We start from the raw sequence: 25,570 nt of genomic DNA, 5'->3' as shown, positions 1-25,570 counted from the left end.
CGAACGGGCTGTTCGAGAGCATTCTTCCCGGAGTCGATTGCTTTGGGGGAGGTTAGGGGGTTCGCCAGGCGTTGGTCGTGAGGTGGGAGCCGGCCTGGGGGCCCATCTGGAGCATCCCGCCGTCGACGGTCCAGGATGCGCCGGTGACGTAAGCGGCCTGCGGCGAGGCGAGGAAAGCGATCACGGCGGCGACCTCGCGCGCGTCGCCGGGGCGGCCGAGCGGGATGCCGGGGCGCTCGACCTCGTGCGGGTCCTCGTCTTCCGCGTCGTTCATCGGCGTGGAGATCTCGCCGGGCGCGACAGTGTTGCAGGTGATGCCGTACTCGCCGAGTTCGAGCGCGAGCGTCTTGACCAGCCCGCCTAGGCCGTGCTTCGCCGCGTCATAAGCGGACGAGCCGACCCGCGGCTGGTGCTCGTGCACGCTGGTCACGGCGATGATGCGGCCACCGCGATCCGCGTCGACCATGCGCCGGGCGATGCGCTGGATGCAGACGAACGGCCCGTCGAGGTCGGCCGCGACGGTGGTGCGCCACGTGTCCCAATCGGTGTCGAAGAAGGCCGGCCCACCGTTGACGCCGGCGTTGTTCACGAACACGTCGCAGCCGCCGAGCTCGTCGGCCAAAGAGTCGACCACATCCCCGCAGGCGGGAGCGTCGGTCGTGTCGAGCCTCGTGACGACGGCCCGCGTGCCGCGCTCGCGCACGAGGCGGGCGGTCTCCTCTGCGCCCTCCTCGTCGGAGTGCCAGGTGATGCCGACATCGAGGCCCGCCTCAGCGAGCGCGACGGCTGTCGCCCGGCCGATGCCCGAGTCCGATCCGGTGACGATCGCGGTCTTGGGTGCGAATTCTGTCTCAGCCATGCAGCGGAGTCTGCGCCGGAACGACGGCATGGGCAAGGGGTTGAGTCTCGCCGCTCGACGGGTAGACAGGGAACATGACCGTTTCTGCGGCACTCTTCGACGTCGACGGCACGCTCGTCGACTCCAACTTCTTGCACGTCGACGCTTGGCAGCGCGCTTTCGCTGAACTCGGCGAGCCGGTTGACGCTTGGCGCATCCACCGCTCGATCGGCCAGGACTCGGCCAAGCTGCTGACCTCCCTCGTCGGCGAGCGCGACGACGACTGGACAGAGCGCGCCAAAGACATCCACTCCCGGCTGTACAAGGAGATGGCCCCGCGCCTGCGCCCCATCGCCGGTGCCGCCGAGTTGTTGCGCGCTCTCTCCGACCGCGGCGTGCGGGTGGTGCTCGCGACCTCGGCGCCCGACGACGAACTGGAGTTGCTTCTCGAGGCTCTCGACGCGGGGGACGCGCTGTTCGCGACCACCTCGGCGGATGACGTGGACGAGGCGAAGCCCGACCCCGGCATCCTGGAGGTCGCCCTCGACCGTGCGGATGCCACACCCTCCGAGGCGATCATGGTCGGCGACGCGATCTGGGACCTCAAGGCGGCCGCGCGGGCGCACATCCGCTCCATCGGGCTGCTGAGCGGCGGAACGGGTGCCGACGAACTCGCGGATGCCGGCGCCTTCGCCGTCTACGAAGACCCGGCCGCCCTGCTCGCCGCCCTCGACGACGTGCTCTGACGCGCCCGTCCGCCCGGCCGTCAGCCCGTCCGTTCGTGCGAAAAGTGCGGCCGGCGGGCTGGGGAGCGCACTATTCGCACGAATCCTCAGGGCTGGAGGGGCGGCAGCTCGCGCAGGGGCGAGGTGCGGTCGCCGGGCGCGTCCCCGGTGTTCACGGTTCCTTGCGGCTCGATGAGAACGGCGGTGACGTCGCCCTCGGCTTTCGGGCAGTGCTCGACCCCGCGCGGTACGACATAGAGGTCGTTCGGGCCGAGTTCCACATCCCCGTCACGCAACTGGATGGTGAGGCGGCCCGAGAGCACGAGGAACAGCTCGTCGGTCTCCGGATGCGAATGCCACACGAACTCGCCGTTCAGCTTCACGACCTTCACGTCATAGTCGTTGACGCTGGCGACGCGGTGCGGCTGCCACGGTTCGGCGATCTGGGCGAGAGCGGTGTCGAGGTTGCGCACATGCTGGGTCATGGGTTCCAACCTATTGCGAGCCGCCGGTAGGCCGGGGATTCCGGTGGCGGCAGGAGCCCAACCCTTGCGCCCCGCGACGCACGGGCGTTTGATGCCTCTTAGACGTCGGTCGTCTGAGCGATCGTCGCGCATCAGCCGAGAGGGGTCACCATGTCTGCCAGCGAGCTCGAGATGTCCAGTGTTCGGTTTCCGTACCGGGAGCGCATCTTCCACGTCGAGAAGGAGGCCGCAGGGCGCTGGGTGGTTCTCGACGAGTCGCACGCCCAGCTCGGCGTGCTCGTGAGGGTCGCCCGCGAAGGGGAGGAGCACGAGCCGGTGTTCGGCGCTATCCCGCCGGGGCACACCGAGACGCTGCACGAAGGCTCCGACTGGAAGATGCTCGTCTCGTCGCTCATCAACGAGGCACTCGAACCGGCGCCCGCATCCACCGGAAATCAAGGAGAGGCGTGACAATCCGATGACCATCAAACTCAACCGCAAAGCGCTGACCCACGCCCGCAAGCTGGTCGAAGAGGGCAAAGTCGTGCGCGACGACCGCGACGACTGGAGCGAACACGCGCCCAGCACCGACGCTCAGAACGCATTCATCGACGAGCACGGCTATGGCGATTACAGCGAGTGGCACCTCGGGATCGACACCGACAAGTCGGAGGACACCAAGGGCCGCTACAGCTTTCCGTTCGGCGATTTCAAGAAAGTGCACCGCTGCGCCGTGATCTCGCTCGAGAGCAGGGCAGCACAGAACGACCACGACGAGATCGCCAAAGCAACCAAGAACCTGCTCGAACTGATCGACAAGAAGTGACGGCCGCTACGATGACCAGCGTGAGACCGACGCTGAGGACGGCACTGGGCTGGGCATCCGCCGCCCTGCTGAACCTCGGCGCGCTCACCTTCATCGCGGGTCTCCTACTTCCGCGCGGCGGAGCCGGCGGCAACTCCGTGCTCGTGACGGGCATCTCGCTCTGCGCGGCCGGGCTCGCGGCAGGGGCGGGCTGGATGTACGCGTCGCGTGCCCCGCATCCCTGACGCGAGACCCGCGCGGCGCACACGAGAAGACCCCGCTCGGCTCAGCCGCGCGGGGTCTCGCCGGAGGGGTCAGTCCGGCGGCTCGGTGTTCTTCACCAGGTCTGGATTCGACGGTTGCTGCGCCGGATCGAAATCGGCCGGCGGCGGCTCGGCCGCCTCGGTTCCGGTCGTCGACGCATCCGTGACGTCTTCGGCCCCCTCAGGGGCCGTCGCACCCTCAGCGGCCGCCGCACCCTCAGGGGCCGTCGCGCCCTCAGCGGCGGTGTCGCCCTGACCCGGTTCGGTCTCGGCAGGCTCGGCGGCCTGCGCGTCTTGCGTTTCTTGCCCCTGCGACGGGGCCCCACCTTCGAACCGCTCCGGCTCGTCTTCGATGGGGACGCCGTCGGCGTTCGTGTTCGGTAGTCCGCTGGTGTCTGACATCGGCGTGCTCCTTTCCCGGGCTTGCCCTACGGCTTGCCCTCTTCGCTGTACGGCGTCTCGGCGGACTCCTCGTCGGTGAGCGGATCGTCGAGGTCACGGATGGCCTCGCTGATCACGTTCTCGTCCGGCGAGGGATCGACCGCTCCGCCGTCGTCTCCTTCGAGTCCTTCGGCGAGACCGTTGGTCTGGTCGTGACCCGTGATCGGTTCTTCCGGTTTCGTTGGATCGCTCATGACCCCAACAAACGCCGAACCCCTCGCTCTCGCAAGGGGTTCAGCGGGATGAAGCTACGGGGTACTACGCCGGAACGCCCGCTCCGTTCGCAGCGGCGACGAGCTGGTCGAGCTGTTCCGCGGTCACCGGGCTTCCGGGGAAGGACGCGACGCGGCCCAGCGGCATCGACTCGACCATGCGCATCATCGACGGGTCGGCGAGCATGGCGCCCATCCCTGCGTCGGCGGTCTGCGCGAGGGCTCCGCCGAGGAGCTGACCACCGACCGGATGCTTCAGCCACTCACCGATCGTCGACTCCGCTGTCAGCTTCGCCGGGCCGGCGTCGCCCGCCAGCGTCACGGTCGCCGATGCGCGCAGATCGCGCGACGAGGCGCCGACCGACACGACGTAGTCGCCGCCCTCCACCACCCAGGCGCCGCGCGCGGTGTCGAAATAGGCCAGGTCTTCGGCGGGGATGGCGATGCTCACCGATTCGCTCGCCCCAGCGGCGACCGCGACCGGCGCAAAGCCCTTGAGTTCGCGAAGCGGCCGGCTCACCGCCGACCCGGGAACGCCGACGTAGACCTGCACGATCTCGCGTCCGTCCCTGTCTCCGGTGTTGGCGACGGACAGCTCGACGGCGATGCCGCCCTCCGACTCGGTGACCGTCAGGCCCGAGAACTCGAACGACGTGTAGGAGAGGCCGTGCCCGAACGGGAAGCTGACGGCGGCGTCGCGCGCGTCGTAGTCGCGGTAGCCGACGAACAGCCCCTCGCCGTAGCGCACGTGGCCGTTCTCGCCCGGAAAGTTCAGAAACGCGGGGGTGTCTTCGAGGCGCAGCGGGATGCTCTCGGCCAGGCGTCCGGACGGGTTGACGACCCCGAACAGCACATCGGCCACGGCGCCGCCGCCGGCCTGGCCGAGCAGCCAGCCTTCGACGATCGCCTGGGCGCGGTCGGCCCAGGCGGAGACCCGCACCACGCCGCCGTTGGAGAGCACGACGGTGACGCGGGGGTTGGCGGCGAGCACCGCATTCAGCAGCTCGGTCTGAGCGGACGGCAGTTCGAGGTGGTCGCGGTCGAAGCCCTCGGACTCGTCCTCCCCCGGAAGCCCGAGGAAGACGAGCACGTCGTCGGCCGCTTCGGCCGCGGAGACGGCCTCGGCGACCAGCCCGGAGGCGTCGCCATCGCCGACGACATAGCCGGGCGCGAAGGTCACGGTCGTGGAGCCGGCGAGCGCGCGGAGCTCGTCGAGCGCGTTGTCGAGCTTGGTCGGCACGATCTGCGAGCTGCCGGCGCCCTGGTAGCGCGGTGTGCGGGCGAACTCACCGATCACGGCGATGATGCGGCCTGCGTCGGCTTCGAGCGGGAGGACGCCGTCGTTCTTGAGCAGCACGACGCTGCGTGCTGCCACCTCGCGAGCGAGCGCGTGGTGCGCCTCGCGGTCGTAGTCCGCGTTCGAGTCCGCGCCGCCGATCGCCTTCTGCACGAGGTCGATCATGCGATCGGCGGCCGTGTCGAGAACGGACTCGTCGAGCGAACCGTCGCCGACGGCGGCGACGAGCTTCGCATCCGTCACACCGTTGCTCGACGGCATCTCGAGGTCGAGGCCGGCCACCAGAGCGGCGACCCGGTCGTTCACCGCGCCCCAGTCGGAGACGACGACGCCGTCGAAGCCCCACTCGTCGCGCAGAACACTGGTCAGCAGCCAAGGATTCTCGCTCGCGTAGATGCCGTTGATGCGGTTGTACGAGCACATGACCGTCCAGGGCTGCGCGTGCTGCACGACGTGCTGGAAGCCGCGGAGGTAGATCTCACGCAGGGGACGCTCGTCGATGTCTGCGCTCACCCGCAACCGGTCGGTCTCCTGGTTGTTCGCGGCGAAGTGCTTGAGCGACGCACCGACGCCCTGCGACTGCAGACCGTTCACCAGGGCCGCGCCGAGTCGCCCGCTGAGGATGGGGTCTTCCGACAGGTACTCGAAGTTGCGACCGCAGAGCGGCGAGCGCTTGATGTTGATGCCGGGGCCGAGCAGCACGCCGACGCCTTCCGCCTTCGCCTCCTCGCCGAGAGCCGTGCCGACGCGTTCGAGCAGCTCGGCATCCCACGACGATCCGAGCGCGACCGCGGGCGGAAAGCAGGTGGCGGGAACACTGTCGCCGATGCCCAGGTGGTCGCCGCCCTCACGCTGCTTGCGCACTCCGTGCGGGCCGTCGGTGAGGTAGATCGACGGGATGCCGACGCGGTCGATGCCCTTCGACTCCCAGAAACTCGCCCCGCTCGTCAGCGCGGCCTTCTCTTCGGTGGTCAGCGCCGAGGCGCGAGGCAGACTGTCGGCCATGATTCTCCTTCGATACGGTCGCGGGTGCTGGCAATACCTTACAACACTCGGTTTTGCGTCCGTCCGGTGCCGCTGGAGGTCAGCGGTAGAGCGGCGCGCCGTCGGGGCCGGCCGGAACCGGGCTGCCGTCGGCGAAGGTCGGCCACGCGAGGTGGTCGGTGGGCGCAAGCCGGGAGAAGTCGGGGTGTCCATCCTGGCCGGCGGGCACCGGACGACCGTCAGCCAGCAGCGGCCAGGCCAACGCCATCGGCGGGATGCTCGGAGCGGCAGCAGGGGCGGGCGCGGGAGCGGGCGCCGGCGCTGCAGCAGGAGCGGGCGCCGGTGCGGGAGCGACGGGCGCAGAGGCCGGAGGAACCGACTGCGGATACGCGACCGGTTGCCCGTAGGCTCCCGGAGCACCGAACGCGTGCGCCTTCTCGCCACGCGAGCCGAGCAGCGCCCACAGCGGCACGAGCACGAAGCACCCGCCCGCGACGATGCTCAGCGCGCCGATGACGCGGCCGTAGAAGTCGAGGTCCCACAGGTCGTGCAGCGGATACGGCGCGGGCAGGGTGACCAGCACGGCCACGAGGGCGATCGCGATGAGCCCGACCACCGCGATGACGTCGGTCACCGACGAGCGCATCCGGTTCCAGAGCAGTCGCAGCAGGTCGCCGAGTCCGAGCATCGCCCGCACCCAGAGCAGCACTCCGAGGCTCACGAAGAAGTTCGCGAACGTGTCGGAGCCCGAGAACGTTCCGAACGGCCCGAGCCAGATGACCCCGATCCAGACGAGCAGAAGGTAGGCGTCGGCGGCGAGCGAGGAGAACTCGAACCAGTCGGGCCGGTACCGCCCGAGCACGGAGTCGGCCCACACCAGAAGCGCGAACACCACGAGAGTGACGTTGGTGCTCAGCACCCGGCCGAGCGTCTCGCCGCTCACCCCGAACAGCACGAACCCGATCGACAGCAGCGCGGACAGCACCACCGCCGCGATCAGAACCCGCGGAGCCCAGGGCCCCAGTGCGCTTCTCTTCTTGACTGCAGACGCCACGTTTAAGCCTTTCCTCACCGAAACGGGCGCGGAGACCGCCCCCTCGGATCAGGCTAGCGGACCGCCGGTCTGCCAGGCCGAAACGCTAGACGAGAAAAGCTCACGGCGAGTAGGCTCCGCCCATCATGGCTGAGCCGGAGCAGGACGAGCCGCGCATTCTCGAGTTGCGCATCCATGGGATCAAGAACACTCCACCGTCGGAGATGCTCGGCCTTCCCGCAGCAGATCTGCGCCTCGATCAGGGCGATGACAAGGGCGGTTTCTGGATAGCGAAGGGTTCCGCCGCCGCTGACACCTCGGGCGCGACCGACCCGGCGACGCCTCCGGCCGGCGTTCGGCGCGAGGCGTATTCGTGGGGTGCTCTCGCGCGCACCGACGGCGGTGCGCTGTTCGTGCTCGGACAGTTCTTCGTGCAGGTCGCCTGGCTGCTGCTTCTTCCGTTCGGGCTCTGCAACGCGGCCTACTGGGCGCGCAAAGTGCCGGTTCAGAAGGGCAGCAACGAGTGGCGCGCGGGGCGCGGGGCCTCGTCGCTGCGGGTCTTCGCCCTCGGCCTCACGCTGCTCTACGCCTGCGCGCTCGCGTCGGTGAGTCTCGATCTCGTCGGCTCGCAGTGTCTCGGCGATCGCCGCGGCTGCCCCGCACTGCCCACACCGCTCACGGCCTTCTTCGCGTCGGTCGCGCCGGAGCGCGGGCCACGGCTCGCCATTCTCGCCCTTCTGCCCATCGTCGGCGTCGTCGTGCTCTTTCTCGTCTCCCATCACGCCCGGATGCGCTACGAAGCCGGCATCTTCGAGACCGTCAAGGCGATGCGCGAGGGGGGTGGAACCCGCCGCCGGCCGCTCGCGTCGGACGGGTTCTGGGATCAGGCCCGCGTCGGGTCGCCGACCGAGTGGCTGCACCTGGCTGCGGCATTCCTGCTCATCGCACTGCTGCTCGGCTGGGACCGCGTCTTCGCCGGCAGCGCCGGGTGCGGAAGTCTCGACAGCTTCTTCGACCCGACGCACGGGAGCCTGAACCTGGCATCCGGGCCGTTGTCGGCGGCCCTCCTGCCCGCCCTCGGGATGCTCGCCGCGGCCGCTGGTCTCGTGGTGGTCGTCATTCGCATCGCCGCTGCGGCCGACACGGTTCCGAAGGCCGTGGATGCCGAAAGCCGCGAGCGGAACGTGCGCCGTCGACAGCACACCCGCGAGCGTTTCGCCGGGTGGACGCTCGCGGCGGCTGTGGCCGTGTTCACCTTCACCGCTGTCGTCGTCGCACTCGCCGGCGACTACCGCGAGGCGGCGGGCGACCGGGAGTTTCTGGGGCTTGTCGCCGCTCCGTCCATCCTGCTCGGCGCGATGGTGGCGATCTGCCTGTCGGCGCTCGGCTGGCGGCGGGGTGTGTCGCGCTGGCAGTCGATCGTGCTCGTCACGGTGGCCGGCCTCGCGCTGCTCACGGCCGTGTCCCAACGCCAGGGCAGCACCCTCGGCACGGTCTGCTTCGTCATCGCGGGCGCGTGCGTGCTGGCGCTGCTCGCCCTCATCGTGTTCGTACCCATCGCGCACCACAAGACATACCGATACCAGGGCTGGAGCGGGATGGGGCCGGGCGTGCTCATGCTGCTCGCGCTCGGCGCCGCGATGATCCTCTCCACTCTGCTCGTTCTCGGCACGGAGACCTGGCTGGAGACGGGAACCGCCACCACCGGCGCGGCGGCCGCAGCGGCCTTCGGCAAGCTGACCCCGCCACCGGCGTTCCGCGATTTCGGCGTGACGATCCCTCCGCTCGCGCTCATCCTGCTCGTCCTCGTCGGGGTGATGGTGTTCCTGCGATTGGTGCGGGTGCCCCTGCTGACCACCCCAGAGACCGGCGGCGGGCGCCCGTTGCGCTACCCGCTGGGTGAGTACACGGATGACCGGGTCACCTTCGTGAGCGATGCCGGCAAGCTCTCGATGAAGATGCTGCGAGCGCGTCGGTTCGCGGCGATGTTCCATCGCGGTGAGCCCATCCTGGGCATCCTCGCCGGGCTCCTGGCCGTCGCGTTCGTCTTCGCGCTCACGGTGCACATCGACGTCGACCTCTGGCGCAATTATCAGGCGCTCGTCGTCAGCGTGCTCGGGGCGATCGCCGTGGCCGCGGTGGTGATGGTGGCCGCGAACGCGGTCACGTCGAAAGAACGCCCGCTCGGGGTCATGTGGGACCTGATCTGTTTTCTTCCGCGGGCAGGGCATCCGTTCGGGCCTCCCTGTTACGCCGAACGCGTGGTGCCGGAACTCCGTCAGCGGGTGCTCCAATGGCTCGGACCGGCGGGGCCGTCTGCCGACAACGACCGCAAGGTCATCCTCAGCGCTCACAGCCTCGGCGCGGTGCTCGCGGTCGCGTGCCTCCTGACGCTTCAGCCCGACACGCGCGTGGCGATCAAGAACGTGGGCCTTCTGACGTACGGCACGCAGCTGCGGGTGTACTTCGGCCGGTTCTGGCCCGAGCTCTTCGGCCCGGGAGCCCTCGGCACGAGGCCGCAGTCCGGCCCCTCGCTCTGGCGGGCCGACCCGTGGTTCCGCCAGGTCATCGAAGACCACAGCGTCGCCGACGACGTGCTGGCCGCACGTGCGCGCGTGTCCACCGACGCGGAGGATCCGACCCTGATGGAACTGCTGACCCAGCCCAGCGGACGAGTCGCCTGGTTCAACCTGTGGCGCCGCACCGACTACCTCGGGTTCCCCGACCACAGCCATCGCGCGAACGACATCGACAGCGGTGCCGACGAGTTCGGGCCGCCCGAGTATCTCGTGCAGATCGCGACGCATCCGAACTACCAGGCGTCGGTGCAGTACATGGCGAACCTGAAGCGGATGATCGACCTCCTCTGAAACTGCACGAACGTGCGCCGGTTCGGCTAGCCGGGCGGAGGGCGCGGGCGTAGAGTCGCCTCACGCCCGACGGTGAGCGCCGTTCGCGGCACCGTTCGAAGACGAACCGAGAGGGAGCCAGATGAGCGACTACGAAGAGAAGGCCGGCGACGATCGGGAGAACCTCGAAGGCACGTACACCGAGGCGAACGGCGAAGGGCCGGAAGAGCGCACGGTTCACGGGCAGTACACGGAGTCGGCTGAGTTCGCCGGGCCGGAGTCGGAGACCGAGGGCAGCTATGTCGACGCCGACGGCGTGCAGGAGACCTCGACCGAAGAGGAGCAGGGCGACTACACGGAGACCGAGAAGGTGACGGAAACCGAGCACCCGAAGCCCGGCCCCCGCCACGCGGGCTAGCGCTCGCCGCCCATCCGTCTCAGCCCAGCGCTGAGGGCGGACGGGCGACGAGGCAGGTCAGCGGAGCTTCTTCTGCACAGCCTTGCGTGCCTTGTGCGCCTCTTTCGACGCATCCTTGCGGGCCTTCTTCACGGTCGGATCGTTCCAGAACGAGGTGACCGCCTTCGTGATCTGGTTGTAGCGCTCACGACCGGCGCGCGCGCCGAGAACGTAGGCCGCAGCAGCGATCGCGAGGATGAGAAGGGTCTTGGGACGCATGGGTTCTCCTGCCTGTTGTGACCGCGACGTTAACCCTCAGCGCGCCGTCTGTGAACCCCGCGCGCGGAAGACTCGTCGCAGCAGCATCGTCAGCGGCCGCGCGACGAAGAGCAGCAGCAGCCAGAACATGCCGACGCGGGGAAAGAAGACGGCCAGAATCAGGGCGAGCACGAGGATGCCCGACGGCACGAACACGCGCACGAACTCGATGCGACCGCGCGCGTCCTCCCGCAGCAGCTCCGGCTGACGGGCGAGGATCACCTCGATCAGCGCCATGGACAGCGAGGTCACGATCATCGTGCCGATGTAGAGGGCGTAGAGGTCGGGCCGGTCGGTCGTGTCGATGTTGGCCAGCGCGTTGGCGACGAACGGGATGAAGACGATCGACGACATCCAGAGCAGGTTCGCCCAGACGAGACCGTACGTGTAGTCGGCGACCCACTCGAACACCTGGTGGTGGATGATCCAGAAGCGTCCGATCACCCAGAACGAGATCAGAAACCCGAGCAGCTGCCCCCAGTGGTCGCCGAGCACCTCGACGACCGTGTGATCGCCCATCTCGGTCGCCACGTCCACCAGGGGCAGGATGAGCAGGGTGATCGCGATCGCGACCGTCGCGTCGGAGAAGTTCACCAGCCGGTCGAGGCCACGCTCGGTTCTGATCGCCTTCATAGCCGTCATTCTGCCGGTCGCTCGGGCGCGCGGGTCAGAGGCCGAGCGACTTCTTGATGAGCGCTTCGGGATCGTCCGCTGACGCTGCGGCGGCGGTGGCCTCCTGGTTGGCCTCGGTGATCGCCTTGATCACCTCGTCGCGCTGGATGCGCACACCCCGGGGCGCGTCGATGCCGATGCGGATGCCGTCGCCGCGCGAGTCGAGAATGGTCACGACGATGTCGTCGCCGATGAGCACGCGCTCCCCGACCTTCCGCGTCAATACCAGCATTTGCTCAGCCTATCCCGACCCGTGTTCCGTCGAGCCATCCGATCGGGATGCCGAGCTCGCGCACGCTGTCGGGAGTCGCGGTGAGAGCGGTACCCGTCACGAGCATCCCGTCGACCGCGAGTACCGCGTCGATCGCGCGAACCCACTCCGCCGTGTCGGACTCTTTGCGCGAAGCGTCGACGGCCACCCACACCTGGTCGGGCTCGATTCCGGCGAGGCCCTCCGTGAGCTCGGGGACCTCGGATGCTCCCCGCGCCATCCCGAAGGCGGCCACGATCGGCCTGTCCCGGCGCACACCGTCGGCACGCGCGCGGAGCGCTCCGCGGCGGTCGTCGACCCGCGGCGCCGCGGCCCGCGAGCACCCGCCCGGCCGCACCTCGGCGTCGCCGATGGCCGCGGCAAGCGTGCGGGCCGCCGCGACGGCGTCGCTGCCCAGCCCGACCACCAGCGTCAGGTCGCCGCGCCCGCGCAACACCGCGGGTGGGGGCCCGAGCACGCTCGCGCCTGCGCTCGTGCTGGTCGTGGCGGTCGCGCTCGCGCGCGTGTCGCCACCCAGGGGTCCCAACACGCCGCCAGGCGCTCCGCCAGACGGCGCGCCGGGCCCCCTCGTTTGCGACTCGACCCCGCCTGCGAACTCGGGTGCGCCATCCAGGGGTCCCGACTCGCCGCTAGACGCCTCTCGAGACGGCGTGTCAGGCCCCCTCGATCCCGACGCTGCGCGGAGGGGCTCGGCGTCCGACTCCGCCTCGCCGACCGTGCGCACGAGATCGTCGAGGATGGCCTGGAACGCGAGGCTGCTGGTCGACATCGCCGGCAGCACGGGCTCGCCGTCGCCGCCAGCCTCTCCCAGGGGGGCAGGCGCAGGTGCGGCGCCCGGCGCCTCCCACTCAGGCCGCGATCGGCTCCGCAACACGCACCACCCCCACCGTCTCGATGGCGGCCTGCACCGCCGTCACCTCTTGATACGACAGCACCGCGAGTCCGCTGAGCTGGCCCGCGACGAGCCGCCGCACAGCAGGGCGCAGCGCCGGCGCGCACACGAGCACCGCGTTCACACCGGACTCGTCGAGGTTCGCGGCGGTCTGGCGCAGTGACGAGAGCACCGCTTCGAGCCGGTTCGGGTCGAGCACGATCTGCGTTCCCAGTTCCGACGGGCGCAGCCCTTCGAGCATCGCCTGTTCGAGGCCCGGGTCGATCATGATGACCCGCAGCGCGCCGCCGTCGAGGTGCGGGGCGACGATCGCCGGGCCGAGGGATGCGCGGGCCGCCTCCACCAGGCCTTCCGGGTCGTTCGACATCTTCGCCCGCAGCGCCAGGGCTTCGAGGATGCGCGGCAGGTCGTTGATCGGCACCTGTTCCACGAGCATCCCCTGCAGCACACGTTGCACTTCCGCGAGCGTGAGCAGGTTCGGGATCAGCTCGTCGACGGCCGACGGGTTCACCTGCTTCACGCCTTCGGTGAGCTGCCGCACGTCTTCACGGGTCAGCAGGCGGGCGGCGTTGCCGGTGATGATCGACGACAGGTGGGTGATGAGCACCGAGACGCGGTCGATCACGGTCGCGCCGCCGAGCTCGGCGCTGTGACGCATCTCGCTCGGAATCCATTTGGCGTCGAGCCCGAACACCGGCTCGACAGTGGGAGTGCCCGGCAGGGAGTCGAGCATGTCGCCGAGCGCCAGCACGCGGCCCGACGGCGCCTGACCGCGGCCGGCCTCGACGCCGGCGATCTTGATCACGTAGGTGGCGGGCGGAAGGTCGGCACTGTCGCGGGTGCGCACCGGCGGAACGATGATGCCGAGCTCGAGCGCGATCTTGCGGCGCAGCGCGCGCACGCGGGCGAGCAGGTCGTCGGACGCACCGCTCACGATGTCGACGAGGTCGGGCGCGAGGGTGATCTCGAGCGCGTGCACGCGCATCTGTTCGAGCAGATCCTCCGACGAGTCCGATTTGCCCGAGCTGGCGACCGCCGCCTGCGCGGCCGCTGCCTTCTTCGCGGCGGCCTGCGTGGTCTTGATGCGCTGGGCAGCCAGGATCAGCCCGGCACCGACCAGCACGAACGGAATGGGCGGCATGCCGGGGATGAGCGCCATGACGATGGCGGCGCATCCGGCGATGGTGAGGGCGTTGCGCGACTGGCTGAGCTGCGCGCTCGCGGTCGTGCCGATGTCGCTCTCGGCGTTGGAGCGGGTGACGATCATGCCGGTGGAGACCGCCATCAACAGGGCCGGGATCTGCGTGACGAGCCCGTCGCCGATGGTCAGCAGCGTGTAGCTGTTGACCGCATCGCCGAGTTCCATGCCGCGCTGGATCATGCCGATCGCGATGCCGCCCACCACGTTGATGACGATGATGAGGATGCCCGCGATCGCATCCCCTTTCACGAACTTCGACGCGCCGTCCATCGCGCCGTAGAAGTCCGCTTCGGCCGACACCTCGGCGCGGCGGGCCCTGGCCTGGTCTTCGGTGATGAGGCCGGCGTTCAGGTCGGCGTCGATCGCCATCTGCTTGCCCGGCATGGCGTCGAGGGTGAACCGCGCGCCGACCTCGGCCACGCGCTCGGCGCCCTTCGTCACCACGATGAACTGGATGACGATGAGGATGAGGAACACCACCGCGCCGATGATGATCGACCCGCCGACGGCGACGTGACCGAACGCCTGGATCACCTGACCGGCGTAGCCGTCGCCGAGCACCAGCCGGGTCGACGCGACGTTCAGACCCAGCCGGAACAGCGTCGCCACGAGCAGCAGCGACGGGAACACGGAGAAGTCGAGCGGCTTCTTCACGAACATCGTGGTGAGCAGGATCACCAGCGCCAGCATGATGTTGACGATGATGAGCGTGTCGAGCAGCCAGGCCGGCACCGGAACGACCAGCAGCATGATGATGCCGACGACCCCGATGGGCACGGTGACTTTGGCGGCGGTGCCGTTCATGAACTTCATCAGTGACCTCCTACGGCGGCAGCCGTGACGGATGGGGACGGAGAGGATGCCGGGGCCGGCACGCGCGCCGCCCCGGTGGACTGCGGTGGCGCCGTCATGGTGTGCACGCCGTGAGCTGACCCTCGCGCTTTCAGCGTCATCACGAACGCGAGCACGCGGGCGACCTGGTTGTAGAGCTCGACGGGGATCTCGTCGCCGAGTCGGCAGGCGCTGTGCAGCGCCCGGGCGAGGGGCACGTCTTTGACGATGGGCACGCGCTCCTCCTCCGCCTTCTCGCGGATGCGCAACGCGATGTTCCCTGCGCCCTTGGCGACGACCCGGGGTGCCGACTTGCCCGGCTCGTATTTGAGCGCGACGGCGATATGCGTCGGGTTGACAAGCACCACATCCGACCCGCCGATCGCCCCGATCATGCGGTTGCGGCTCATCGCGAGCTGGCGCGACCGCCGCTGCGACTTCACCAGGGGGTCGCCGTCGGAGTTCTTGTTCTCGTCGCGCACCTCCCGCTTGGTCATGCGGGTCTGCTTGCGGTTGCGCCGCATCACCACGAGGAGGTCGAGGCCGGCGAGAACGAGTCCGGCGCCCACGGCCGCCTGCAGCAGCCCGCCTGCCCCGCTCGACGCCGCCGCGAGCAGCGAGTTCAGCGACAGGCTCCCGGCCATCAGCAGCACGGGCATCAGCCCCTGCACCACGAGGAACAGGCCGATCGCCACCACGCCGGATTTCAGGAGCGTCTTGGCGCCTTCCCAGAGGGCGCGCATCCCGAACACCCGGCCGATTCCCTTGACGATGTCGAACTGCTCGTACTTGCCCTCGAACCTCTTGAAGTGGATGCCGCCCTGCACCGCCGCAGCAGCGATCACGGCGAGCGCGGTCACGACGAGCAACGGCCCGATGGTGGCGAGGATGCTGTTCAGCCCCTCGCCGAGCATCTCGAGCGCCGTGGCCGGGTCGGGGTTCTCGATGACGGTCTTGATCGAGAACACCTGGGCCAGTCCGGCCTTGCTGCCGAGGTCGATCGTGAACGGCAGCATCACCGCGGCCGCTCCGACCCCGACCCAGGCGGTGAGGTCCATCGACTTGCCGAGACGGCCCTTGGAGCGGGCCTCCTTCATGCGCTTCTCGGTGGCCTGCTCGGTGCGTTCCTGCGCGTCGCTCACGGCCCCACCCCCAGCATCGTCTTGACCGCCGTGCCGGTGAGTCCGTCCACGACGCCGGGCAGAGCAACGAACACGATCGCGGCGAGCACGATGGTGAGCATGATCTTCAGCGGGAAGCCGAGCGAGAACGCGTTCAGCGCAGGGGCGACACGGGTGAGGAGACCGAGGCCGACATCCGCGAGGAACAGCACGACGATCAGAGGCCCGGCGATCTGCACCGACGCCAGGAACATCTGGGTGACGCCGTTGACCATCTCCTTCGCGGGATCGGCGAGGTCGATACCGGCAGCGAACGGGATCGCGTCGTACGAGCGCACGAGGCCGCCGATGATGAGCTGATAGCCCCCGGATGCGAACAGGAGCGCCAGCGCTGTCATTTGGAACATACGCGTGAACTGGGCGCCGTTGATCATCGACTGCGGATCGAACGCCTGGGCGAGCTGGAATCCGCCGAACAGGTCGACCAGGTTGCCCGCCGACTGGATGGCGGCGAACACCAGGAACACCAGGAAGCCCAGCGTCGCCCCCACCGCCAGCTCGCGCAGCATGTCGAGCAGGAACACCCCGATGTCCCCCGACTGATACCCGGCGGAGACCCGCGGAGCGACGGCGACACCGAGACCGATCGCGAGCATCCCTTTGACCTGCAACGGGATGCCGTTGTAGGAGAAGGGCGGCGCGATCACGATGAAGGCGACCATGCGCAGCGACGCCAGCGCGATCGCCTCGATGGACGCCAGGTCGATGGGGATGTTCATCAGCCGCCACCCAGCAGCAGCGGGATCTTGTCGAACAGCACGTGGGTGAAGCCGATCATCTCGGAGATCATCCAGTGCCCGCAGATCAGGAGCGCGACACCGACCGCCGCCGCCTTGGGAACGAACGACAGGGTCACCTCCTGGATCTGCGTGATCGACTGCACGAGCGAGATCGCGAAGCCGACCACCAGCGCGGTGATCACGATCGGCGCGGCGAGTTTCGCGGTGACCATGAGGCCCTGCATAGCGATGTCGAGCACTGCGTTCGCGTTCATCAGCCGCCTCGATAGCTCGTGATCAGCGACGTGATGATGAGACCCCATCCGTCGACCAGGATGAACAGCAGGATCTTGAACGGCAGCGAGATCATGACCGGCGGCAGCATCATCATGCCCATCGACATGAGCGCGGCCGAGACCACCATGTCGATCACCAGGAACGGCACGAAGATCACGAAGCCGATGATGAACGCCGCGCGCAGTTCCGAGATCATGAAGGCGGGGATGAGCGTGAGCATCGGCACCGCCGCCGGGCTCGCCGGATTGGCCCGGCCCGCCGCGCGGGTCATCAGCGCGATGTCCTCCTCGCGAACGTGGGCGAGCATGAAGCCCCGCAGCGGCCCCTCTGCCGCGTGCACCGCGGCCGTGAAGTCGATGTGCCCGTTCAGATACGGCTGCACCGCGCCGTTGTTGATGTCGACGAGCACCGGGCTCATGATGAACAGGCTGAGAAAGAGCGCGAGGCCGGCGAGCACCTGATTCGGCGGGATCGACGGCAGCGCCAGGGCGTTGCGGGTGAGGGCGAGCACCACGAAGATCTTCGTGAACGACGACATCATCAGCAGCAGGGCGGGCGCGACCGACAGCAGCGTGATGCCGAGCAGCGTCAGGATGGCCGCCGACGGCGTGCCGTTCGGTCCGTTGATGTCGATCGTCAGACCGCCGGTTCCGGTGCCGGCGGCGGGGCCGGCCGGGCCGGTGGGCGTCGGCACGGGCTCGGGCACCATCGGCAGGGTGGCCGCGTGCACCACGTTCGACGACACGAGCACGAGCGCGACAGCAGCGATCACCCCGAGGAGGATCGCGACACCGAAGCGTGGGGAGCGGGCCAGACGCCCGACAGCCGCCCTCACTTCTTCTGCCGCACCGCCGAGCTCGCCTGCCTCCACGTTGCCGGTGACAGGATCGAGCCCTTGAGGGCCTCGTCGAATACGGATGCGCGGGCTTGCGCACTCAGGTAATCGGCATCCTGCCTGGTTTGCTTGCTCGTCGACGCATCCTGCCTCGACGTCTTCTGGTTGTGCTCCTGCGCCTGCTGCACGGCGGCGCTCTCGTGGTGGGTGTGGTCTGAGCGCTCGAACGAGCGCACGATCGGCTTCGCGAAGGTCTGGCGCACCGGAGCCAACTTGGTGACCTCGGCGTCGAGCTCGACCGGGCGGTCACCGGAGTGCAGCACGTTCACGGCGCGCTCGGTGACGCCGAGCACGAACCGCGTGCCATCGACGTCAACGACGACGACGGACGCCTTGGCGCCCACTCCTTGGCGGCCCACGACCGTCACCGCGTTGCCCCGGCGGGCGCTGCCGCGCTTGCCTTTGGTCATGCGTCGCTGCACATACCAGAGCAGTGCGACGATGACCCCGAGCACGACGAGCACTCGGAGAGCGATGAAAACGGTGTCCACGGTTCGGGTCAGTCCACGTCTTCTGCGGCGTCGAGGATCTTGGTGATGCGAACGGCGTAGTCCTGGTCGATGACCACGATCTCGCCGTGGGCGATCAGGCGGCCGTTGAGCAGCACATCGGCCGGTGAGCCGGCCGAGCGGTCGAGCTCGATCACGGCGCCCGGCTCCATCGCGAGCACGTCGCGCACGGGCATGCGGGTTCGCCCGATCTCCACGGTGAGTGCCATCTCCACATTGCTGATGCGCCCGAGCTTTCCGGCGTACGAGCCGACCGTCGCGCGGGAGTCCGACGGGCTCTGGCGCACACGCACGGCGAACCATCCCGCGATGCCGGCCTCACCGGCGAGCTCGAACACGACGCTCTCGTCGTCGGCGAACAGGTCGGAGGCATCCTCGACCCTGGCGTCGTCGAGCACCCCGGCGCCGAACGCGTCGCTGGCCGCTTCGAGGGCGGGCTGCAGCACATCCTGCACGGCCACGACCGGCGCGGTGTCCGCGGCTTCGTCCACCAGATCGGGCACCTCGGTGAGGACCACCGCCAGGTCGACCGAGAGGGCGCCGACGAACGTGGCGACGACGGCCTGACCGGTCGCGCCGGCGAAGCCGCCGGTGGTGTGCAGGCGCGGTGTGAGGGATGCCCCGGTCGGCAGCACGGCGGCGAGCGCCCGCGCGGCGGTGAGCGCGAGGGTCGCCGTGTCGGCGGTGCGGGTGGCGGTCATACTCATGTCAGTCCTCTGTTCTCACGATCACGCAGGCGAGCCGGGAGCCGCTGGCCCCGAGCGCGGCCTCCGCGACCGGGTGGCCGCCGACGGCGAGGTCGAACGGGCGGTGTTGCGGATGGGGAAGCGGGAGAAGGTCGCCGACAGCCAGGCCGAGCACGACGCTCGGCCTGACGCTCGCCGGCGCGAGGCGGAGCGACACGTCGACCGGAACGTGCGCGAGCTGCGCGTCGACCAGTTCGCGCGCGTTCTCTGCGCTGCTCGTCGGGTTCGTCTCCCCGAGCTGCGGCAGCAGAACGACGGCCGGCAGCGCGAGAGTCGCGCTGCTCACGTTGTCGCCCACCCGCAGGTCGAATCCGGCGACGATCATCAGTTCGGCCGTCGCTGCGGCCTGCGCGAACTGCGAGTTGTACTGGATGGCGTCGACAGCGATCGGCGTGACGAGCAGCGACCCCAGCGAGTAGCGGAGATCTTCGAGCGCGTCGTCCATCAGGCGGCGAACGAGGGCGTGCTCGATCTGCGTGAAGGTGCGCTCCCCCTCGGTCGGCGCTCCGTGGCCGCCGAGCATCACGTTCACCCATGACAGAGCCGCCGTGGTCGGAAACTGGATGACGCCTTTGGGCGCGACGCCGTCGAGCTCGCAGAGCACCATGGCCGTCGTCGCGGGCAGGGAGGCGGCGTACTCGTCGTAGGTCTGCATCGCGACCCACTCGCAGGTCACCTGGCTGAGCACGCGAACCTTGGCGGTGAGCTGCGTCGCCCACTGGCGGGCGAAAGTCTCGAAGGCCAGCTCCAGCACGCGCGAGTGCTCCCGCGCGAGGGTCGTCGGCCGGCGGAAGTCGTACACCTGTGCCTCGGGAGCACTGGTGTCGGCTTGCAAGATGGTCACGTGGCCGACTATCGGCCGGCCGGCCGTGCCCGTTAGCTACCGACGCTGTACTTGTTCACTGGCTTCTCCGGAGGGCTGCGTCGGCTCCAGTGCGATCGCAGGCGCAGGGCGACCGGGAAGCAGGAGGGAGAGCACCACGGCGAGCGCTGTGAAGCCGATCGCCCACCAGAACGCCTGGTCGAACGCATCCGCGATGCCGTCGAGGCCGTGCGCCCCGACCGCCGCACCTTGCAAGATCACCGCCAGCAGCGCGACACCGAACGAGCCGCCCACCTGCTGCGCGATGCGGGTGAGGATGCTGGCGTGCGGCACGTCGGGCCGGTCGAGCCCCACGAACGCCACCGTCATCAGCGGGATCATGACGGCGCCGAGACCGAACCCGCGCACCACCAGTGCCGCCATGAGCAGCCACTCGTTCGTCGTCGCGGTGGCGAAGGCGAACGGCACCGTCGCGAGCCCCACGATGGCGAACCCCACGAACGACACCCAGCGGGCGCCGAACCTGTCGGTGAGACGCCCGGCGAGTGCCCGGCTGAAGAGCGTGCCGATGCCCTGCGGCGCCAGCAGCAGACCGGCGCCCAGAGCATCCGCGCCCCGCACCTCCTGAAAGTAGAGGGGAAGCAGCAGCATCGCGCCGTAGAGCGACGCACCGGTGAGGAACAGCAACGCCGACGCCGAGGCGACCGGGCGGTGGGAGAACAGGCGCAGATCCACGAGCGCCTTCGGCCCGCGCCGGGCGGCATAGATCGCGAAGGCGGTCAACAGGGCGACACCGGCCAGCGCGGGGAGCAGCACGTCGGAACGCGAGAAGCCGCCGTCTTTGCTCACATTGGAAAGGCCGTAGAGGATGCCGACCATCGCCGGCGAGAGCAGCACCAGCCCCACGACGTCGAGCCGGGGGCGGGGGCCGGGCTCGTCGGCCGGCAGCATCCGGAGAGCCAGTATGAACCCGACGACGCAGAAGGGCACGTTCACCCAGAACAGCCACCGCCAGTCGAGCGTGTTCAGGATGACGCCGCCCAGCACCGGCCCGAGGATCGGCCCCAGCGCGGTCGGCAGGCTGACGACCGACATGAGACTGCCGAGGCTCTTGCCGCCCGCGGCCTGCATGACGAGCGTCGACATCAGGGGGAGCATGAGCCCGCCGCCGATGCCCTGCACAGCGCGGAACGCGATCAGGCTCGGCGCATCCCAGGCCAAGCTGCAGAGCACCGAGCCGACCAGGAAGATCACGAGCGCGGCCAGCCACAACCGCTTGCCGCCGAAGCGCTGTTGTGCCCAGCCGACCACGGGAATGGTCACGCCGAGGGCGAGCAGATAGGCGGTGCTCACCCACTGGATGGTGTCGACGGAGGCGTGCAGGTCGGTGGCGAGCGTGTGCAGTGCGACGCTCACGATGGTGGTGTCGAAGATCACCGCCATGCCGCCGACGATCAGCACGATCGCGATTCTCAGCACTCCGGGGTCGATCTTCGTCTTCTCAGCCATGACATTCCTTTTAGGTACGCGGGTGTATCTTAAGTGGAGCATAGGACCGTCCGATAGGATACGCAAGTGGATCTTGTCGAAGATGCTTCGCCCGCCCGCCGCCGGCGAGGGGAGGAACTGGAGAACGCGCTGCTCGACGCGGCGTGGGCGGAGCTGCTCGACGGCGGCTACGCATCCTTCACCATCGACGCCGTCGCCCACCGCGCGGGCACCAGCCGCCCGGTCGTCTACCGCCGGTGGGCGACCAAGCAGGAGCTCCTGCTCGCGGCCATCCGGCATTCCGGCCTCGCCGATCGCCCGCCACTACCCGACACCGGCACGCTGCGCGGCGACGTCATCGCGATGATGCTGCTGGCCAACGAGACCCGGCTGGCGACGGCCGCACTGCTCAGTGTGCGACTGGGCTCCTACTTCGAGGAGACCGGCACCGCGCTGGCCGACCTCCGCGAGGTGATGCTCGGCGGCCGGGTCGGCGCGATGGAGACCGTCGTCGCCCGCGGGGTCGAGCGCGGCGAGGTCGACCCGTCCCGCCTCACCCCTCGCATCGTCACACTGCCGTTCGACCTCTTTCGCCACCACGCGCTGATGACCCTCAAGCCGATGCCCCTGGTCGACATCGAAGAGATCGTCGACACGATCTTCCTCCCCCTGGTGCGCCCGCTCGCTCCCTGACAGCCGGCGAGAGTCGCGATACAGTCGAGACGAAAAGGGGGGGCCGATGAGCACGATCGATCCGGCGTCACGGCGGGCCGGCGCATCCTCGCGCGGCGTCGGCTCGATCATCGGCGTCGTCGTGCTTGCCGGCTTCTGGTGGCTGTTCGGGCTGGGCATCGGCGACGCGGTGCGCTACCCGATCGGAACGCTCTACCTCGACGCCTCCGCCGTGCCGCCCAACACCGACCCGGCACTGCTGTGGGCGCTGTTCTGCGGCGTGCTCGGTGGAGCGGTCGTCGGCGCCGGGCTGCAGAACGCCCTCGCCCGGCGGGTGGGTCTGCGGATGGCGATGGGCATCGTCACCGCTGTTGCGCTCGCCGCGATCGCTCTCGGCGTGCTTCTCGGCGCGGCGCGGTCGTGGGTGAAACCGGACGCCATCGGCTCGGCCGGCGGCGAGCCCTGGAACGCCGGCTCGTGGCTCGCCTGGAGTTCGCAGTACTGGGTTCCGGCAGTGCTGCTGCTGATCGGTGTAGCGATTCTGCTCGCCGAGTTCCGCGCTCGCCGCACCCGGGCGGAACGGAAGGCTCGAGCCGACGAGATCGTGCGACACGGGACGGCGACGGATGGTGTGGTCACCGAGACACACGACACCGGCATCCGCATCAACAACCAGCCGCGGGTACTTTTCACCGTTCGGTTCACCGACCACCGCGGGATCACGCGCTGGGTCACCAAGACGCAGACCATCGAGTGGACGGACCTCCCGCGGGTGGGCGACACCGTGGTCGTGCACTACGACACCGCCCGCCCCGCAGACGAGGACTCCATCCTGGTGTCGCGCACGCAGCAGGCCTGAACGCTCACCGCTGACCAGGCGCAGACTCCCCCTCCCCACGCACGGACACCGGCGCTTACGGGGAGCGGCGGGCGACCGATAGTGGGGGTGACGGCTCACCCGGAGCCGAGACCAGGACTACCCGACCATGATCGTCGTCACCCGGCTGAACGAGAGCCAGTTTGCGGTCAACCCCGACCTCATCGAGCGCATCCATGCCAGCCCCGACACGACGCTCGTGATGGTCGACGGTGCGAAGTTCATCGTCACCGAGAGCATGGCCGAGGTCATCGAGAAGATCGCCGCCTACCGCGCCCGCGTGATCGCGCTGGCGCACGATCTGCCCGCGGCCGGTCCCCTCCGGCCGAACGGTGCGCCCCAACTCGGCCTGGTGCCGCCGGCCGACGAGGATGCGCACGACCCCGGCCACGACGCCCAGCCGCGCACCGACCCCGTGCGCGCGGTGCCGCTGCACGCACGAAAGAAGTAGGGAAGCAGTATGGATCCGGCAACCATCATCGGGATCGTCCTGGCGTTCGGCTCCGTCGTCGCCATGGTGACGATGGAGGGCGCCCACCTGAGCTCCCTGCTCCTGCCGGCGCCCATGGTGCTCGTGTTCGGCGCGACGATCGCCGTCGGCATCGCCAGCGGCACGATCAAAGACTTCTTCGTGGCGCTCAAGGCGCTGCCTGGCGCGTTCCGCGGCAAGGTCGAGCCGCCGGAGAAGGTGATCGAGCAGGTCGTCGGCCTCGCCGAGAAGGCCCGCGCCAACGGACTCCTCGCCATGGAGCAGGAGGCCGACGCGGTCACCGATCCGTTCCTCAAGCGCGCCCTGCAGAACATCGCCGACGGCACCGACGGCGACGAGTTGCGCGTGCTGCTCGAAGACGAGATCGCCACCCGGTCGAAGCAAGACCGCGTCGCCGCCAAGTTCTTCTCCAGCATGGGCGGCTACGCGCCGACCATCGGCATCATCGGCACCGTGGTCTCGCTCACGCACGTGCTCGAGAACCTCGCCGACCCGGGCGAGCTCGGCCCGATGATCGCGAGCGCCTTCGTCGCCACCCTGTGGGGTCTGCTCTCGGCCAACTTCCTCTGGCTTCCCATCGGCGCACGACTGCGGCGCCTCGCCGACCTCGAAGTCGACCGCATGACCCTGCTCATGGAGGGCGTGCTGGCGGTGCAGTCGGGCAGCCAGCCGCGTCTGCTCGGCGAACGGCTGCGCGCGATGGTCCCGGATGCGGCGCCCGCGAAAGCCGCGAAGGGCAAGTCGGCGAAAGACAAAGACGAGACCCTCAAGGAAGCCGCGTAGCGTGAGCGCCCGTCGTCGGCGCCGGCACGAACCGGAGGAGGAGCACGAGAACGAGGAGCGCTGGATGGCCTCCTACATGGACATGGTCACCGTGCTCATGTGCATGTTCATCGTGCTCTTCGCCATGTCGACGGTCGACCAGAAGAAGTTCGAGCAGCTGAAAGACTCCCTGGCCACCGGATTCGGCCAGGTGAAGACGCAGAAGGTCGACACCGCGAGCGGCGTCGTCGTGCCGCCCAAACAGGTGGACGAGACGGGCAAGAACACCGATCTCACTCTCGCCGTGAAGGAGGCGGAGAATCTGAAGGAGCTGCGCGACCGCATCCTCACCGCCCTCGGCAAAGACGGCCTGCAGAACGCGGTGACGATGAAGATCGACGAGCGCGGGCTCACGATCGGCCTCGTCGGCAACGAGACGTTCTTCGCCTCCAACCGTGCCGAGCTGAGCCAGGCCGCCACCGTCGTGCTGAGCGACATGGGCCCGATCCTGGCGCCGACGCCCTACCAGGTGTCGGTGGAGGGTCACGCCGACCTGAGGCAACCGGGTGCACCGTATCCCACCAACTGGGAGCTGTCGGCCGGGCGCGCGACGAGCGTGCTGCGGCACCTCGTCGAGGTCGACACCTTTCCGCAAGACCGCATCGCGGCGGTGAGCTACGGCTCCGCCCGCCCGCTTCCGACCGCCACCGGAACCAGCGACACCGACCTCGCGGCCAACCGGCGAGTGGATGTCGTGGTGCTGTCGAACCAGCCCGACGAGGTGCGCAAGCTCATCCCGCAAGCCATCGCCGGCCGCACGACCACGGGCTGAACCTCACCCGAGCTCGGCGGGTCGCTGTCGCACCGGCGCGAGCCACGCGGCCACGACGACGGCCGTGATCGCGCCTGCGGCCATGATGGCGGCGAGCACCACGACCTGGAAACGCCCGGCCTCCAGCGGGGACACACCGCCGAAGATCGCTCCGACGAAGGCACCCGGCAGCGTCACGAGCCCCGTGGTCTTGGTCTGATCGACCGCCGGGATGAGCGCTCCGTACACGGCGCCGCGCGCGAGCTGCAGTGTCGACTGCCTCGGGGTCGCGCCGAGCGCCAGCCAGCCTTCGACCTCATCCCAGTGCCCGTCCACCGCCTCGGTGAAACGCCGCCCCGCGAGGGTGGCGATGCTCATCGCGTTGCCGACGACGATGCCACCGATGGCGAGCACGTACCGCGCCGAGAACTCGATCGCACCGCTGACGAACACCACGGTCAGGGTGACTGCGATGCCCAGCGCCATCGCCGACGCCATCATCACCGCGTGTTCGCGCGACCAGCCGACCCGGCGGGTGGCTGTGGTGGCGGCGACGCAGAACATCACCGCGAGCGCCACACCGACCCACACGGGACTGGTGATCACTCCGGCCAGGATGAGGCTGATCGCCGCCAGCTGCACAGCACCGCGCAGCACGGCGAGCAACGGAGACCAGCGGTGCGGCACCCGGTAGAGCGCGAGCACCGCCGTGGCCAGCGCCGCCAGCACGAGAACGCCGACGATGGTCGGCCCCAGCTCCCGTACAATCCCCATGCCCCGACCCTATTGCCCCTGCCCCCTGCCCCC

31 protein-coding genes are annotated in these 25,570 nt (G+C 69.2%); 11 read left to right on the top strand and 20 right to left on the bottom strand.

What is annotated here, in order from left to right:
• Window positions 1-52: 52 nt before the first annotated feature.
• Entirely contained in the window at window positions 53-859 is an 807-nt protein-coding gene (locus tag ACFVWR_RS08355; protein WP_387209966.1) for an SDR family oxidoreductase, read from the bottom strand.
• Between the two features lie 74 nt (window positions 860-933).
• On the opposite strand from ACFVWR_RS08355, the gene ACFVWR_RS08350 reads away from it, so the two are divergent.
• The gene (locus ACFVWR_RS08350; protein WP_387209964.1) at window positions 934-1,584 is read left to right on the top strand and encodes an HAD family hydrolase; all 651 of its coding nucleotides are present in this window, start codon (window positions 934-936) and stop codon (window positions 1,582-1,584) included.
• An 86-nt stretch (window positions 1,585-1,670) separates the two neighbouring features.
• Here ACFVWR_RS08350 and ACFVWR_RS08345 read toward each other — a convergent pair whose 3' ends face one another.
• The gene (locus ACFVWR_RS08345) at window positions 1,671-2,048 is read right to left on the bottom strand and encodes a cupin domain-containing protein (protein ID WP_387209962.1); all 378 of its coding nucleotides are present in this window, start codon (window positions 2,046-2,048) and stop codon (window positions 1,671-1,673) included.
• Between the two features lie 150 nt (window positions 2,049-2,198).
• On the opposite strand from ACFVWR_RS08345, the gene ACFVWR_RS08340 reads away from it, so the two are divergent.
• Genes ACFVWR_RS08340 through ACFVWR_RS08330 form a run of 3 tightly spaced genes read left to right on the top strand, consistent with a single transcriptional unit; the run spans window position 2,199 to window position 3,077 of the window.
• A complete protein-coding gene (locus ACFVWR_RS08340; protein ID WP_387209960.1) occupies window positions 2,199-2,498 on the top strand; it encodes a hypothetical protein in 300 nt (99 codons plus the stop codon).
• A gap of 7 nt (window positions 2,499-2,505) precedes the next feature.
• Window positions 2,506-2,853, top strand: a complete 348-nt coding sequence (locus ACFVWR_RS08335) for a hypothetical protein (protein WP_387209958.1) — start codon at window positions 2,506-2,508, stop codon at window positions 2,851-2,853.
• 11 nt (window positions 2,854-2,864) lie between these two features.
• The gene (locus tag ACFVWR_RS08330; RefSeq protein WP_387209956.1) at window positions 2,865-3,077 is read left to right on the top strand and encodes a hypothetical protein; all 213 of its coding nucleotides are present in this window, start codon (window positions 2,865-2,867) and stop codon (window positions 3,075-3,077) included.
• 69 nt (window positions 3,078-3,146) lie between these two features.
• Here ACFVWR_RS08330 and ACFVWR_RS08325 read toward each other — a convergent pair whose 3' ends face one another.
• The 4 genes from ACFVWR_RS08325 to ACFVWR_RS08310 all read right to left on the bottom strand — a co-directional run bounded on the left by ACFVWR_RS08325 (window position 3,147) and on the right by ACFVWR_RS08310 (window position 7,083).
• Window positions 3,147-3,497 carry a hypothetical protein gene (locus ACFVWR_RS08325; protein WP_387209954.1) on the bottom strand — a complete coding sequence of 117 codons (351 nt, stop codon included), beginning with the start codon at window positions 3,495-3,497 and terminating at the stop codon, window positions 3,147-3,149.
• A 26-nt stretch (window positions 3,498-3,523) separates the two neighbouring features.
• Window positions 3,524-3,730, bottom strand: coding sequence for a hypothetical protein (locus ACFVWR_RS08320; protein ID WP_387209952.1), 207 nt, complete (start codon window positions 3,728-3,730; stop codon window positions 3,524-3,526).
• A gap of 64 nt (window positions 3,731-3,794) precedes the next feature.
• Window positions 3,795-6,050: a glycoside hydrolase family 3 C-terminal domain-containing protein gene (locus ACFVWR_RS08315; RefSeq protein WP_387209950.1), complete on the bottom strand. Its 2,256-nt coding sequence runs from the start codon at window positions 6,048-6,050 to the stop codon at window positions 3,795-3,797.
• A gap of 79 nt (window positions 6,051-6,129) precedes the next feature.
• Complete coding sequence (locus ACFVWR_RS08310) at window positions 6,130-7,083, bottom strand: hypothetical protein (RefSeq protein ID WP_387209948.1); 954 nt, start codon at window positions 7,081-7,083, stop codon at window positions 6,130-6,132.
• Window positions 7,084-7,208: 125 nt separating this feature from the next.
• Between ACFVWR_RS08310 and ACFVWR_RS08305 the strand changes: the two genes are divergently transcribed.
• On the top strand, window positions 7,209-9,932 hold the full coding sequence (locus tag ACFVWR_RS08305) for a hypothetical protein (protein ID WP_387209946.1): 2,724 nt from the start codon (window positions 7,209-7,211) through the stop codon (window positions 9,930-9,932).
• A 121-nt stretch (window positions 9,933-10,053) separates the two neighbouring features.
• The gene (locus tag ACFVWR_RS08300; protein ID WP_387209944.1) at window positions 10,054-10,329 is read left to right on the top strand and encodes a hypothetical protein; all 276 of its coding nucleotides are present in this window, start codon (window positions 10,054-10,056) and stop codon (window positions 10,327-10,329) included.
• 57 nt (window positions 10,330-10,386) lie between these two features.
• On the opposite strand, the gene ACFVWR_RS08295 is transcribed toward ACFVWR_RS08300, so the two are convergent.
• The 13 genes from ACFVWR_RS08295 to ACFVWR_RS08235 all read right to left on the bottom strand — a co-directional run bounded on the left by ACFVWR_RS08295 (window position 10,387) and on the right by ACFVWR_RS08235 (window position 21,172).
• Window positions 10,387-10,587: a hypothetical protein gene (locus ACFVWR_RS08295; RefSeq protein ID WP_387209942.1), complete on the bottom strand. Its 201-nt coding sequence runs from the start codon at window positions 10,585-10,587 to the stop codon at window positions 10,387-10,389.
• Between the two features lie 36 nt (window positions 10,588-10,623).
• Window positions 10,624-11,259 carry a TMEM175 family protein gene (locus ACFVWR_RS08290; RefSeq protein WP_387209940.1) on the bottom strand — a complete coding sequence of 212 codons (636 nt, stop codon included), beginning with the start codon at window positions 11,257-11,259 and terminating at the stop codon, window positions 10,624-10,626.
• Between the two features lie 34 nt (window positions 11,260-11,293).
• Window positions 11,294-11,530 carry a carbon storage regulator CsrA gene (csrA, locus tag ACFVWR_RS08285; protein WP_387209938.1) on the bottom strand — a complete coding sequence of 79 codons (237 nt, stop codon included), beginning with the start codon at window positions 11,528-11,530 and terminating at the stop codon, window positions 11,294-11,296.
• Window positions 11,531-11,534: 4 nt separating this feature from the next.
• Window positions 11,535-12,098 carry a hypothetical protein gene (locus tag ACFVWR_RS08280; RefSeq protein WP_387209935.1) on the bottom strand — a complete coding sequence of 188 codons (564 nt, stop codon included), beginning with the start codon at window positions 12,096-12,098 and terminating at the stop codon, window positions 11,535-11,537.
• Between the two features lie 319 nt (window positions 12,099-12,417).
• Window positions 12,418-14,475 carry a flagellar biosynthesis protein FlhA gene (gene flhA, locus ACFVWR_RS08275; protein WP_387209933.1) on the bottom strand — a complete coding sequence of 686 codons (2,058 nt, stop codon included), beginning with the start codon at window positions 14,473-14,475 and terminating at the stop codon, window positions 12,418-12,420.
• Complete coding sequence (locus ACFVWR_RS08270) at window positions 14,475-15,635, bottom strand: flagellar biosynthesis protein FlhB (RefSeq protein ID WP_387209931.1); 1,161 nt, start codon at window positions 15,633-15,635, stop codon at window positions 14,475-14,477. The genes flhA and ACFVWR_RS08270 overlap by 1 nt, the downstream gene beginning before the upstream one ends.
• Entirely contained in the window at window positions 15,632-16,393 is a 762-nt protein-coding gene (locus ACFVWR_RS08265; RefSeq protein WP_387209929.1) for a flagellar biosynthetic protein FliR, read from the bottom strand. The genes ACFVWR_RS08270 and ACFVWR_RS08265 overlap by 4 nt, the downstream gene beginning before the upstream one ends.
• Window positions 16,393-16,668: a flagellar biosynthetic protein FliQ gene (locus tag ACFVWR_RS08260; RefSeq protein WP_387209927.1), complete on the bottom strand. Its 276-nt coding sequence runs from the start codon at window positions 16,666-16,668 to the stop codon at window positions 16,393-16,395. Before ACFVWR_RS08260 ends, ACFVWR_RS08265 begins: the two co-directional genes overlap by 1 nt.
• Window positions 16,668-17,525 carry a flagellar type III secretion system pore protein FliP gene (gene fliP, locus ACFVWR_RS08255; protein WP_387209980.1) on the bottom strand — a complete coding sequence of 286 codons (858 nt, stop codon included), beginning with the start codon at window positions 17,523-17,525 and terminating at the stop codon, window positions 16,668-16,670. The genes ACFVWR_RS08260 and fliP overlap by 1 nt, the downstream gene beginning before the upstream one ends.
• The gene (locus tag ACFVWR_RS08250; protein WP_387209925.1) at window positions 17,522-18,076 is read right to left on the bottom strand and encodes a FliO/MopB family protein; all 555 of its coding nucleotides are present in this window, start codon (window positions 18,074-18,076) and stop codon (window positions 17,522-17,524) included. Before ACFVWR_RS08250 ends, fliP begins: the two co-directional genes overlap by 4 nt.
• Before the next feature lie 8 nt (window positions 18,077-18,084).
• On the bottom strand, window positions 18,085-18,801 hold the full coding sequence (fliN, locus tag ACFVWR_RS08245) for a flagellar motor switch protein FliN (protein ID WP_387209923.1): 717 nt from the start codon (window positions 18,799-18,801) through the stop codon (window positions 18,085-18,087).
• Between the two features lies 1 nt (window position 18,802).
• Window positions 18,803-19,684: a flagellar motor switch protein FliM gene (locus ACFVWR_RS08240; RefSeq protein WP_387209921.1), complete on the bottom strand. Its 882-nt coding sequence runs from the start codon at window positions 19,682-19,684 to the stop codon at window positions 18,803-18,805.
• A 36-nt stretch (window positions 19,685-19,720) separates the two neighbouring features.
• Window positions 19,721-21,172, bottom strand: a complete 1,452-nt coding sequence (locus ACFVWR_RS08235; RefSeq protein WP_387209919.1) for an MDR family MFS transporter — start codon at window positions 21,170-21,172, stop codon at window positions 19,721-19,723.
• 66 nt (window positions 21,173-21,238) lie between these two features.
• Between ACFVWR_RS08235 and ACFVWR_RS08230 the strand changes: the two genes are divergently transcribed.
• The 5 genes from ACFVWR_RS08230 (at window position 21,239) to ACFVWR_RS08210 (ending at window position 24,784) form a co-directional block, all read left to right on the top strand.
• The gene (locus tag ACFVWR_RS08230) at window positions 21,239-21,844 is read left to right on the top strand and encodes a TetR/AcrR family transcriptional regulator (protein ID WP_387209917.1); all 606 of its coding nucleotides are present in this window, start codon (window positions 21,239-21,241) and stop codon (window positions 21,842-21,844) included.
• Between the two features lie 46 nt (window positions 21,845-21,890).
• On the top strand, window positions 21,891-22,682 hold the full coding sequence (locus tag ACFVWR_RS08225; RefSeq protein ID WP_387209915.1) for a hypothetical protein: 792 nt from the start codon (window positions 21,891-21,893) through the stop codon (window positions 22,680-22,682).
• Between the two features lie 127 nt (window positions 22,683-22,809).
• Complete coding sequence (locus ACFVWR_RS08220; RefSeq protein WP_387209913.1) at window positions 22,810-23,151, top strand: flagellar FlbD family protein; 342 nt, start codon at window positions 22,810-22,812, stop codon at window positions 23,149-23,151.
• Window positions 23,152-23,160: 9 nt separating this feature from the next.
• Window positions 23,161-23,973: a motility protein A gene (locus ACFVWR_RS08215; protein WP_387209911.1), complete on the top strand. Its 813-nt coding sequence runs from the start codon at window positions 23,161-23,163 to the stop codon at window positions 23,971-23,973.
• A gap of 1 nt (window position 23,974) precedes the next feature.
• Entirely contained in the window at window positions 23,975-24,784 is an 810-nt protein-coding gene (locus tag ACFVWR_RS08210; protein ID WP_387209909.1) for a flagellar motor protein MotB, read from the top strand.
• A gap of 3 nt (window positions 24,785-24,787) precedes the next feature.
• On the opposite strand, the gene ACFVWR_RS08205 is transcribed toward ACFVWR_RS08210, so the two are convergent.
• Window positions 24,788-25,537, bottom strand: coding sequence for an ABC transporter permease (locus tag ACFVWR_RS08205; RefSeq protein ID WP_387209907.1), 750 nt, complete (start codon window positions 25,535-25,537; stop codon window positions 24,788-24,790).
• Window positions 25,538-25,570 lie beyond the last annotated feature (33 nt).

It is taken from the genome of Leifsonia sp. NPDC058292 (genome assembly GCF_042880955.1).
Taxonomy (GTDB): Bacteria; Actinomycetota; Actinomycetes; order Actinomycetales; family Microbacteriaceae; genus Leifsonia.
This window is presented reverse-complemented; position numbering and strand designations above follow the sequence as displayed.